11 protein-coding genes are annotated in these 11,251 nt (G+C 73.8%); 1 reads left to right on the top strand and 10 read right to left on the bottom strand.

Annotated features, from left to right (window positions below):
• Positions 1 to 427 precede the first annotated feature (427 nt).
• From tyrS to ACI78T_RS12805, 10 genes are all read right to left on the bottom strand, one after another.
• Positions 428 to 1,705 (bottom strand): tyrosine--tRNA ligase, encoded by a 1,278-nt coding sequence (tyrS, locus tag ACI78T_RS12850; RefSeq protein WP_456558489.1) that lies wholly within the window; start codon positions 1,703 to 1,705, stop codon positions 428 to 430.
• Positions 1,702 to 2,346: a DNA-3-methyladenine glycosylase gene (locus tag ACI78T_RS12845; RefSeq protein WP_456558488.1), complete on the bottom strand. Its 645-nt coding sequence runs from the start codon at positions 2,344 to 2,346 to the stop codon at positions 1,702 to 1,704. The genes tyrS and ACI78T_RS12845 overlap by 4 nt, the downstream gene beginning before the upstream one ends.
• A gap of 5 nt (positions 2,347 to 2,351) precedes the next feature.
• The gene (gene argH / locus ACI78T_RS12840; RefSeq protein ID WP_456558487.1) at positions 2,352 to 3,788 is read right to left on the bottom strand and encodes an argininosuccinate lyase; all 1,437 of its coding nucleotides are present in this window, start codon (positions 3,786 to 3,788) and stop codon (positions 2,352 to 2,354) included.
• A 5-nt stretch (positions 3,789 to 3,793) separates the two neighbouring features.
• Complete coding sequence (locus ACI78T_RS12835) at positions 3,794 to 4,324, bottom strand: arginine repressor (protein WP_456558486.1); 531 nt, start codon at positions 4,322 to 4,324, stop codon at positions 3,794 to 3,796.
• Positions 4,325 to 4,457: 133 nt separating this feature from the next.
• Positions 4,458 to 5,396, bottom strand: coding sequence for an ornithine carbamoyltransferase (gene argF / locus ACI78T_RS12830; RefSeq protein WP_456558485.1), 939 nt, complete (start codon positions 5,394 to 5,396; stop codon positions 4,458 to 4,460).
• On the bottom strand, positions 5,393 to 6,580 hold the full coding sequence (locus ACI78T_RS12825) for an acetylornithine transaminase (protein WP_456558484.1): 1,188 nt from the start codon (positions 6,578 to 6,580) through the stop codon (positions 5,393 to 5,395). The genes argF and ACI78T_RS12825 overlap by 4 nt, the downstream gene beginning before the upstream one ends.
• On the bottom strand, positions 6,577 to 7,593 hold the full coding sequence (argB, locus tag ACI78T_RS12820; protein ID WP_456558483.1) for an acetylglutamate kinase: 1,017 nt from the start codon (positions 7,591 to 7,593) through the stop codon (positions 6,577 to 6,579). Before argB ends, ACI78T_RS12825 begins: the two co-directional genes overlap by 4 nt.
• A complete protein-coding gene (gene argJ, locus ACI78T_RS12815) occupies positions 7,590 to 8,741 on the bottom strand; it encodes a bifunctional glutamate N-acetyltransferase/amino-acid acetyltransferase ArgJ (protein WP_456558482.1) in 1,152 nt (383 codons plus the stop codon). Before argJ ends, argB begins: the two co-directional genes overlap by 4 nt.
• Positions 8,738 to 9,778 carry an N-acetyl-gamma-glutamyl-phosphate reductase gene (gene argC, locus ACI78T_RS12810; RefSeq protein WP_456558481.1) on the bottom strand — a complete coding sequence of 347 codons (1,041 nt, stop codon included), beginning with the start codon at positions 9,776 to 9,778 and terminating at the stop codon, positions 8,738 to 8,740. Before argC ends, argJ begins: the two co-directional genes overlap by 4 nt.
• 33 nt (positions 9,779 to 9,811) lie before the next feature.
• Positions 9,812 to 10,318: an Lrp/AsnC family transcriptional regulator gene (locus tag ACI78T_RS12805; protein WP_456558480.1), complete on the bottom strand. Its 507-nt coding sequence runs from the start codon at positions 10,316 to 10,318 to the stop codon at positions 9,812 to 9,814.
• 65 nt (positions 10,319 to 10,383) lie between these two features.
• Between ACI78T_RS12805 and ACI78T_RS12800 the strand changes: the two genes are divergently transcribed.
• The gene (locus ACI78T_RS12800) at positions 10,384 to 11,250 is read left to right on the top strand and encodes an EamA family transporter (protein ID WP_456558479.1); all 867 of its coding nucleotides are present in this window, start codon (positions 10,384 to 10,386) and stop codon (positions 11,248 to 11,250) included.
• Position 11,251: the final 1 nt, after the last annotated feature.

The following is an 11,251-nucleotide window of genomic DNA, read 5'->3' as shown; positions in this document are numbered from 1 at the left end:
CATGTGTTAAGCACGCCGCCAGCGTTCGTCCTGAGCCAGGATCAAACTCTCCGTAGATGAATTCGATACCGGCTGAGAACCGCGAGCTGACACTCGCGATATCAATCAACCAAAGGAATCCCAGCCCGAGACAAACCCGGGCACGGGGTATTACTTGGCACTGACTTTCGGCACGCTGTTGAGTTCTCAAAGAGCGGACGTGCAGGAGCTCCACCCTCGCGGGCTTCGCTCGAGACGGCTTCTCGTTGTGGCGCCGCACAACGGTCTGCCCCCGCAGGAGCGTCCCGCTGGCCCCAGACGGGGTCCGCGCGGCGCAGAGAGAAAGTTACGTGCGTCCGCGTGCGGTGTCAAACCCGGTGGCAGGTGACGCCGGACACGGGCCCGGCACGGCGTCGTCACCTGGACGACACACGCCTCCGCCGACCGGTCAGAGGCGCCGCTGCACGCCGGCGATCGACCGCTTGCCGCGGCGCAGGACCAGCCAGCCACCGGGCAGCCAGGCCGCCTCTCCGGGCACGGCGTCTGCGTCGGTGACGCGCTCGTTGTTCACGTACGCCCCGCCCTCCTTCACCGTGCGGCGGGCCTCCGACAGGCTGCCCACCAGGCCGGTCAGCTGGAACAGCTGGGCGTACGAGGGCACCTCGCCGTCGACGGTCACGCTGCCGGCCTCCCGCAGTGCCGCGGCGAGGGTCTCCTCCCCCAGAGCGGAGAGCTCGTCCCGACCGAACAGCGCGCGGCCGGCGGCTTCCGCCTGCTCCAGCTGCTCCCGCCCGTGCACCAGCACGGTGAGCTCCTCGGCGAGCGCGCGCTGCGCCGTACGGGCCGCCGGGCGCTCGATGCTCTCGGCGATGAGCGCCTCCACCTCCTCCGCGGGGCGCTCGGAGTAGAGCGGCAGCCACGCTCGTGCGTCGGAGTCGTCGGCGTTGAGCCAGAACTGGAAGAAGGCGTAGGGCGAGGTGAGCGACGGGTCGAGCCACACCGCCCCGCCCTCGGACTTGCCGAACTTGGTGCCGTCGGACTTGGTGACCAGCGGGGTGGACAAGGCGTGCACCCGCGCGCCCTCTGTCCGCCGCACCAGGTCGATGCCGGCCGTGAGGTTGCCCCACTGATCCGATCCGCCGGTCTGGAGCGTGACCCCGTGCCGGCGGTGCAGCTCCCGGAAGTCGTTGGCCTGCAGGATCTGGTAGCTGAACTCGGTGTAGCTGATGCCGGCCTCGGAGTTCAGCCGGGCCGACACCGCCTCCTTGGCCAGCATCTGGCTGACCCGGAAGTGCTTGCCGATGTCCCGGAGGAAGTCGATCGCCGAGATCGGCGCAGTCCAGTCGAGGTTGTTCACGTAGATCGGGCCCTTGAGGCCCTCCGTCTCCGCGGGCACGTCCAGGAACGGCGCGACCTGCTCGCGGATGCGCTCCACCCACGAGGCCACGGTCTCCCGGTCGTTGAGCTGGCGCTCCGACGACGGCCGCGGGTCACCGATCAGCCCCGTCGCGCCGCCGACCAGCACCACCGGCTGGTGACCAGCCCGCTGCAGGGCGCGCAGCACCATGAACTGCAGCAGGTGCCCGACGTGCAGGCTCTGCGCCGTCGGGTCGAAGCCGGCGTAGTAGGCGACCGGCCCCTCGGCGAGGTGGGCCCGCAGCGCGGCCTCGTCGGTGCTCTGGGCGATCAGCCCACGCCGGTGCAGGTCGTCGATCACGTCGTTCACAGGGGTCCATCCTGCCCGGCGCCCCGCGTGCGGGGCTTCCCACCCGCCCGGAACACGCTCACCGACGGCGCACCGGTCTCCCAGAAGCGCCACGGCAGCTCCGTCGCGACGCTGATCCCCACGCGGGGGCCGGTCGACACGGACGCGGGCGGGGAGCCGCGGTGCAGGCGCACCGGCGAGCCCCGGTCGAGGAGATCGGTCCCGAGGTCGTCCCGCCCGATGGCGAGGGCCTGGGTCAGCCGGGCCGGCCCGCCTGCCAGGTCCCGCGCGTTCCTCGCGGTGGGACGCCGGGAGCGGGCGATCTCCTCCCCCATCACCAGCTCCCCCGCCCGCAGGAGCACCGCCTCGCCGTCCCCCTCGGCGCCGACGACGACGTTGGCGCACCAGTGCACGCCGTAGGAGAAGTAGACGTACAACCGGCCGGGCGGGCCGAACATGATCGCTGCCCGCGGGGTCGGTCCGCGGTGGGAGTGCGCCGCCGGGTCCACGCCGGAGCCCGAGTAGGCCTCGACCTCGGTGAGCCGAAGCGCGACGGTCCCCTCGGGCCGGTCGGTCACCACCCAGCAGCCGAGCAGGGACCGGGCCACGACGTCGACCGGCCCGACCAGCTCCTCGGCGGGGACGAGCGGTCCCGGGTCCACCGGGCTCAGAGGACGCCCGCCACCGGGGAGGCCGCGGCCCAGTCGGCGTGCACGACCGCGAGGTCCTTGAGCGCGGCCAGCTGCTCGGCCACCCGCTCGGGCGCCGTCCCGCCCCGGGCCTTGCGGGCGGCCAGGGCCCCGGGGACCGAGAGGACGGAGCGCACCTCGGGAGTGAGCCGCTCGTCGATCCCGGCCAGCTGGTCGTCGTCGAGCTGGTCGAGCTCGAGACCGGCCTCCTCGCAGAAGGCCACCATCGCGCCGGAGATCTCGTGCGCCGAGCGGAAGGGCACGCCGGCCGACACCAGCCACTCCGCCACGTCGGTGGCCAGCGCGAAGCCCTGCGGCGCCGCGGCCTCGAGGACCTCCGGCCGCAGGGTGAGGGTGGCGATCATGCCGGTGACCGCGGGCAGCAGGAGCATCAGCTGCTCCAGGGAGTCGAAGACCGGCTCCTTGTCCTCCTGCAGGTCGCGGTCGTAGGCGAGCGGCAGGCCCTTGAGCATCGTCAGCAGGCCGGTCAGGTTGCCCACGAACCGGCCCGACTTGCCGCGTGCGAGCTCGGCGATGTCGGGGTTCTTCTTCTGCGGCATGATCGACGACCCGGTGGCCCAGGCGTCGTCGAGCCGGGCCCAGCCGAACTCGGTCGACGTCCAGAGGACGACCTCCTCCCCCAGCCGGGAGAGGTGCACGCCGAGCAGCGCGGCGGCGAAGCAGAACTCCGCGGCGAAGTCGCGGTCGCTCACGGCGTCGATCGAGTTGTCGGACGCGCGGTCGAAGCCGAGCTCGGCGGCGACGGCGTCGGGGTCGAGCCGCAGCGAGGAGCCGGCCAGGGCTCCGGCACCCAACGGGCTGACCGCCGTCCGGCGGTCCCAGTCCTGCAGCCGGTCGACGTCGCGGGCGATGGAGTGCGCGTGGGCCAGCAGCTGGTGGGCGATGAGCACCGGCTGGGCGTGCTGGAGGTGCGTCATGCCCGGCGCCGCGACGTCCTGGTAGCGCTCGGCCAGACCGAGCAGCGCGAACTCCAGGGACGACAGCTCGGCGACCAGCGCGCGCACGTTGTGCCGGAGGTAGAGGCGCAGGTCGGTGGCGACCTGGTCGTTGCGGCTGCGGCCGGCCCGGAGCTTGCCGCCGAGCGTGCCGAGCTTCTCGGTGAGCCCGCGCTCGAGGGCCTCGTGCACGTCTTCGTCGGACTCCACCGGCGCGAAGGTGCCGGCGGCCACCTCGGCCGACAGCTCGGTCAGCGCGCCGACCATCGCGGCGAGCTCGTCGTCGGTGAGCAGTCCGGCGCGGTGCAGCACCCGCGCATGCGCGCGGGAGGAGGCGAGGTCGTAGGGGGCCAGCCGCCAGTCGACGTCGGTCGACTTGGACAGCGCCGCCATCGCCGGCGAGGGGCCGCCGCCGAACCGGCCGCCCCAGAGCCGGGTCTGCGAGGGGGCGCCGCTCATGTCGTTCAGCTCTCTTCCAGGTCGTTCTTCAGCTCGGGGTACACGGCCGGGGTGCGCTCGGCCAGCGCCCGCAGGCGCTCCGCGACCGCCGGCCCGCCGTCGGGCTCGCGGGAGATGACCAGCACAGTGTCGTCTCCCGCGATCGTGCCCAGCACGTCGGGGAGTCCGACCTTGTCCATCGCCGAGGCGAGGAACTGGGCGGCGCCGGGCGGGGTCCGGAGGACGGCGAGGTTCGCGCTGCCCTCGGCGTTGACCAGCAGGTCGGCCAGCAGCCGGGTCAGCCGGGCCGGGGCCGCCTGGGCCGGGCGCAGCGGCGCGTTCTCCGGCGGCAGCACGTAGCTGGCCGGTGCGCCGTCGGACCCGCGCAGCTTCACCGCGCCCAGTTCCTCCAGGTCCCTCGAGAGGGTCGCCTGGGTGACCTCGACACCCGACTCGGCCAGCAGCGCCGCGAGTTGGGTCTGCGAGGTCACCGGCTGGGCCTCGATGAGCGCGACGATCCGCGCCTGACGGGCCGAGCGGGTGACCCCGGCGGTCATCGGGATCGCTCCAGGACTCGTCGGGAGCCGTCGGAGAGACATGACGGGTGTACGGCGCTCATGAGGACGATTTCTCCAGGAGCCGTCGGGAGCCGTCGGGAGCCGTCGGAGACACGTGACGGGTGAAGGGCGCTCATGAGGACGACCTCTCCAGGAGCCAGACCAGCAACGCCTTCTGGGCGTGCAGGCGGTTCTCCGCCTCGTCCCAGACGACGCTCTGCGGGCCGTCGATGACCGCGGCGGCGATCTCCTTGCCCCGGTAGGCCGGCAGGCAGTGCAGGACGACGGCGTCGTCCGCGGCCCGCGCCAGCGCCGCCTCGTCGACGGCGTAGGGCAGGAACGGCGCGACCCGCGCGTCGTACTCCTCCTCCTGCCCCATCGACACCCACGTGTCGGTGGCGAGGACGTCGACCCCGTCCACGGCCTCGGCCGCGTCGGCGGTCCAGGCCACGGAGCCGCCGGTCTCGGCGGCGATCTCCGCCGCCCGCTTGAGCACGCCGGGATCGGGCTGGAACTCCTCCGGCGAGCCGATCCGCACGTGCATGCCCGCCGTGGCGCCCCCGAGCAGGTAGGAGTGCGCCATGTTGTTGGCGCCGTCGCCCAGGTAGGTCAGGGAGCGTCCGGCCAGCGAGCCCTTGTGCTCGATCACCGTCTGCAGGTCGGCCAGGATCTGGCAGGGGTGGTACTCGTCGGTGAGCGCGTTGACCACCGGGACCCGGCTGACCGCGGCCATGGCCTCGATCCGGTCCTGGCCGAAGGTCCGCCAGACGATGGCGGCGGCCTGCCGGTCGAGCACGCGGGTGGTGTCCTCGATCGGCTCACCGCGGCCGAGCTGGCTGCTGCCGGCGTCGATGACCAGCGGGTAGCCGCCCAGCTCGGCGACACCGACGGAGAACGACACCCGGGTCCGGGTGGAGGGCTTGTCGAAGAGCACGGCGACCGCCCGGGGACCGGCCAGGGGCGTCGGCGCGTCGGCGGTGTGCCGGGTGCGCTTGAGCTCGGCGGCCAGGGCCAGCACCTCGGCCTGCTCGGCCGGGGTGAGGTCGTCGTCCTTGAGGAAGTGCCGGGTCATGGCTGGGTCTCCAGTGCAGCGTCGAGGGCCGCAGGGAGCGCCGTCACGAAGGCGTCGACCTGGGCGTCGGTGAGGACGAGGGGCGGGGCGAGCCGCAGCACGCCGGGGGCCACCGCGTTGGTGAGGAAACCGGCGGTGCGCAGCTGCGCCTCCAGCGCGGGGGCGACGTCAGCGGTCAGGACGACGCCGAGCAGCGCGCCCCTCCCCCGGACGGCGCTCACTCCGGGATGGCCGAGGCCCTCGATGCCGGCGGTGAACCGGTGCTCGAGCTCCTTGGCCCGCTCGAGCAGGCCCTCGTCGCGGATCGTGTCGATCACGGCGAGCGCGGCCGCCGCGGCGATCGGGTTGCCGCCGAACGTCGAGCCGTGGGCGCCGGCGGTGAGCAGCTCTGCGGCGTCCCCGAAGGCGAGCAGCGCCCCCATCGGGAGCCCGCCGCCCAGCGCCTTGGCCAGCGTGATGACGTCGGGCTGGAGCCCGTCGGCCTGGGAGGCGAACCAGTGGCCGGTCCGGCCCATACCGGTCTGCACCTCGTCGAGCGCGAACAGCGCCCCCGCGTCCTTCGCCGCGGACGCGGCGGATGCGAGGTAACCGGCGGGCGCGGGCACCACGCCGCCCTCACCGAGCATCGGCTCGAGCAGCACCATGGCGGTCTCCGCCGACACAGAGGCTGACAGCGCTTCTGCGTCGCCGTAGGGCACGTAGCGCACGCCCCCGGGCAGGGGCGCGAAGGCCGCCGCCTTGGACGGCTGACCGGTGAGCGCCAGCGCGCCCATCGTCCGGCCGTGGAACGCGCCCTCGGCCGTGATCACCTCGGGGCGCCCGGTGAGCCGGCTGATCTTGAAGGCCGCCTCGTTCGCCTCGGTCCCGGAGTTGCAGAAGAACACCCGTCCCGGGCGGCCCGCCAGGTCCAGCAGCCGCTCGGCGAGCGCCAGCCCCGGCTCGTGCATGGCCAGGTTGGAGACGTGCCCGAGCTTCTGGGCCTGGGTGGTGATCGCCTCGACCACCTTCGGGTGGGCGTGGCCGAGGATCGTCGTCGCGATGCCGCCGAGCAGGTCCGTGTACTCGTTGCCGTCGACGTCCCGGACCGTCGCGCCGGAGCCGGACTCCAGCGCGACCGGCGGGGTCCGGTAGTTGCTCATCATCACCGCCGACCAGCGGCGGGCCAGCTCCTCCGTGTGCGTCATGGTGCCGTGCCCTCCTTCGTGATCGGCGGGGCCGGGACGACCATCGTCCCGGTGCCCTCGGTGGTGAACGTCTCGAGCAGCAGTGCGTGCGGCGTGCGCCCGTCGACCACGGTCGCCCGGCGCACACCCCCCTCGACGGCGCGCAGGCAGGCGGCCATCTTCGGGATCATCCCGGCGTCCAGGTGCGGCAGGATCTCGGCCAGCTCGCGGGCGTCGATCTGCTGGACGAGCGAGTCGCGGTTGGGCCAGTCGGCGTAGAGGCCCTCGACGTCGGTGAGGACGACGAGCTTCACCGCGCCGAGCGCCGCCGCCAGGGCGGCGGCCGCGGTGTCGGCGTTGACGTTGTGCACCACGCCGTCCGCGTCCGGCGCCACGCTCGCGACGACCGGGATGTGCCCCGCCTCGAGCAGCGCGGTGACCGGCGTGACGTCGACCGCGGCGACGTCCCCGACCAGGCCGATGTCGACCGGCTCGCCGTCGACGACGGCCTGGGTGCGGGCAGCGGTGAACAGGCCGCCGTCCTCACCGGAGAGGTGCACGGCCATCGGGCCGTGCTGGTTGATCAGGCCGACGATGTCCGGGCCGACCTGACCGGTCAGCACCATGCGGACGACGTCGATCGTCTCCGGCGTGGTCACCCGCAGGCCGCCGCGGAACTCGCTCTCGATGCCGAGCCGGCCGAGCATCTCGGTGATCTGCGGGCCACCGCCGTGGACGACGACGGGCAGGATCCCGCAGGTCCGGAGGAACACCATGTCCTCGGCGAACGCGCGGCGGCACTCGTCGTCGACCATGGCGTGCCCGCCGTACTTGATGACCACGACGTTGCCGTGGAACTCCTTGAGCCACGGCAGCGCGCCGGTGAGGACGGCGACCTTGAGCCGGTCGCCCTCGGGGTCGTTCTTGCGCATGACCCGGCGGGTGCCGACCGTGCGCGGCAGCCGCGGCTGCGGGGCCGGCTCGTCGATCCGGACGTCGGGGGGCGTGGGGTCCTGGGCCTCGGGATGGGTCACGTCGAGTACGCCGAGTTCTCGTGCACGTAGGCGATGGACAGGTCGTTGGTCCAGATCGTCGCCTGCTCGCCGCCGGCCCGGAGGTCGACGTCGATGGTGATGGCCCGTCCGGTGAGGTCGACGCCCTCGCGCGGATCGCCGATGGACCCGCCCCGGCACACGGTGACGCCGTTGATCGTCACGTCGACCTGGTCGGCCTCGAACGCGGCGTCCGTGGTTCCGATCGCCGCCAGCACCCGGCCCCAGTTCGGGTCGTTGCCGAACAGCGCCGTTTTCAGCAGGTTGTTGCGCGCGCAGGCGCGGCCGGCGGTCAGGGCGTCCTCGACGCTGGCGGCGTTCCGGACGGTGATCGCGATGTCCTTGGTCGAGCCCTCGGCGTCGGCCAGCAGCTGCATCGCCAGGTCGGTCGCCGCGGCGCTGAGCGCCTCGGTGAACTCCTCGGCCGTCGGGGTGACGCCGCTGGCTCCGCTCGACATGACGATCACGGTGTCGTTGGTCGACAGGCACCCGTCGGAGTCGACCCGCTCGAACGAGGCGCCCGTCGCCGCCTTCAGCGCCGGGGCGAGGACGGACGGGTCGACGACCGCGTCGGTGGTGAGGACGACGAGCATCGTGGCCAGTGACGGCGCGAGCATGCCCGCGCCCTTGGCCATGCCGCCGACCGTCCAGCCGTCGCGTGCCTGCACCGTCGTCTTCGGGACGCTGTCGGTGGTCATGATCGCCCGGGCGGCGTCGGGTCCCCCGTCCTCCGACAGCGCCTTCACCGCCGCCCTGACGCCGGCGGTCAGCTTGTCCATGGGCAGCCGGACGCCGATCAGCCCGGTGCTGGCGACCGCCACGTCGATGGCGCCGATGCCGAGCTCGGCGGCGGCGTGCTCGGCGGTGGCGTGGGTGTCCTGGAAGCCCTCGGGCCCGGTGCAGGCGTTCGCGCCGCCCGAGTTGAGGACGACGGCCCGCGCCCGCTCGCCGGCGAGCACCTGGCGGCTCCACAGCACCGGGGCGGCCGGGAAGCGGTTGGTGGTGAAGACGGCCGCGGCGGCGTCGTCCGGACCGTGGTTGAGGACGATTGCGACGTCGGGGTCGCCGCTGGACTTCAGCCCGGCGGCGACGCCCGCCGCGGAGAAGCCCGCCGGCGCCGTGACGCTCACGGGGCCACCCCCACGACCGGCAGGCCGGTGGCCTCGGGCAGGCCGAGGGCCAGGTTGGCGCACTGGATCGCCGCTCCCCCGGTGCCCTTGGTCAGGTTGTCGACGGCGGCCACGACGACCAGCCGGCCGGCGTCGGGGTCGACGGCGACCTGCAGCGCGACGGTGTTGGCGCCCAGCACCTGCGCGGTCGTGGGCCACTGCCCCTCCGGCAGCAGGTGCACGAACGGTTCGTCGGCGTAGGCCTTCGCGTAGGCGGCCCGGGCGGCGTCGGCGTCGACCCCCGGCCGCAGCTTCGCGGAGCAGGTGGCCAGGATGCCCCGGCTCATCGGGACCAGGGTGGGCGTGAAGCTCACGCCCACCGGCGCGCCCGCGGCCTGCGACAGGTTCTGGACCATCTCCGGCGTATGCCGGTGCACCCCGCCCACGCCGTAGGCGCTGACCGAGCCCATGACCTCGCTGCCGAGCAGGTGCGGCTTGGCCGACTTGCCCGCGCCGCTGGTGCCGCTCGCCGCGACGACGACCACCTCGGGCTCGACCAGGCCGGCCGCGAGGGCAGGGGCCATCGCCAGGGTCACCGACGTCGGGTAGCAGCCGGGGACGGCGATCCGCCGCGCCCCGGACAGCTGCTCCCGCTGCCCGGGCAGCTCCGGCAGCCCGTACGGCCAGGAGCCGGCGTGCTCGCCGCCGTACCAGCGGGCCCAGGCGGCCGGGTCGCCGAGCCGGTGGTCGGCCCCGCAGTCCACGACGAGGGTGTCGGCCGGCAGCTGCGCGGCGATCGCGGCCGACTCGCCGTGCGGCAGGGCCAGGACGACGACGTCGTAGCCGGCGAGGTCGTCGGCGCCGCTGGGCAGGACCTCCAGGTCGGCGAAGGGCAGCAGGTGGGGCTGGAGCTCACCCAGGCGTCGGCCGGCGCTCGAGTTGGCATGCACCCCGGCGAGGCGGAGGTTCGGGTGCCCGGCCAGCAGCCGGCACACCTCCCCGCCCGCGTACCCGGTGGCGCCGGTGACCCCGACCGTCCACGTCTGCGATGTGCTCACGATGCATGACCATACACGGCCATGCATGACCGTTCATCCCGGTATCGGGCGCGCCCTCCGGGCCGGGATGCGCGGGGGCACCGGAGTGGCGACCACGACGGACGAGGTCGTCTGCCCGTGGAGGAGGAAGGCGTCGAGCACCGCCTCCAGGTCCTCGATCGCCGGCACGTGGACCCGGATGAGGAAGCAGTCGTCGCCGGAGATCCGGTGGCACTCGGCGACCTCCGGTACCCGGGCGGCCAGATCGGCGATCCGGTTCAGCTGCCCGGGCCCCGGCCGGACGCGGACCCACACGGCGACGGGCAGTCCCAGCGCCGCCGGATCGACGTCCAGCCGGTACCCGCGGATCACGCCCGCCTCGGTCAGGCGGGTGAGCCGCTCGCGCACGGCGGGCGCCGACATCCCCACCCGGCGGGCCAGCTGCGCAGCGCTGCGCCGCGGATCCTCCTCGAGCAGCCGCAGCAGCGCGCGGTTGACGTCGTCCAGGACCGGCTTTCCGTTCGGAAGGCGGACCTCCGCATCCGGGCTCCTCGTCGCCATGTCACCGGCTCCTCGACCTTCGATCGCTCCTGGTCCCGGCTGTCTACACCTCCCAGGCTGGTCGGGTGGCGGACGAGAGCACGCGGACCGCGGTGCGGGCGGTCCCCCCGCACGCCTGGTTCGCCGTCAGCGCGGTGTTCCACTACCTGGGCCCGGCGTTCGCCGTGCTGCTGTTCGCCCGGATCGACGTGCTGGGCGTCGCCTGGCTGCGGATCGCCTCGGCCGGGCTGGCCTTCGCGCTCTGGCGGCGGCCGTGGCGGCTGCTGCACCGGCTGGACCGCTCCGCCCGGGGCCTCCTGCTGGGCTGGGGCGCGGTGCTGGCCGCCATGAACACCTGCTTCTACCTGGCCATCGACCGCCTCCCGCTGGGCACCGTCGCCGCGATCGAGTTCCTCCCCGTCGTGGCGCTGGCGGCCATCGGCGTCCGCACCCGCCGCAACGCCGCAGCCCTGGTCGCGGCGGTGGCAGGGGTGTACCTGGTCACCGACGTGCACCTGGTGGCCGAGCCCGTCGGACTGGCGTTCGCCGCCGCCAACGCCGTCCTCTTCGCCGGGTACGTCGTGCTCGGGCACCGCGTCGCCCGTGGTGACCTGCCGGGCATCGACGCGCTGGCGCTCGCCATGCTCGTCGCCGCGGTCGTCGCCCTCCCGCTCGGGATGGCGCCCGCGGCGCCGGCCTTCGTCGACCCGGTCGCACTCGCCGCGGGGATCGGGGTGGGGATCAGCTCCTCGGTGATCCCCTACGTGTGCGACCAGCTCGCCATGGCGCAGCTGAGCCGGGGCGCCTACGCGCTCCTGGTCTCGCTGCTGCCGGCGACCGCGACGGTCATCGGCATCGTGGTGCTCACCCAGGTGCCGGGCGTCCTGGAGGTCGTCGGTGTGGCCCTCGTCGTGACCGGGGTGGCGCTGCACCGGGAGTCCCCGCCCGGCTGAT

It is taken from the genome of Blastococcus sp. SYSU D00922, from assembly GCF_054050495.1.
This window is presented reverse-complemented; position numbering and strand designations above follow the sequence as displayed.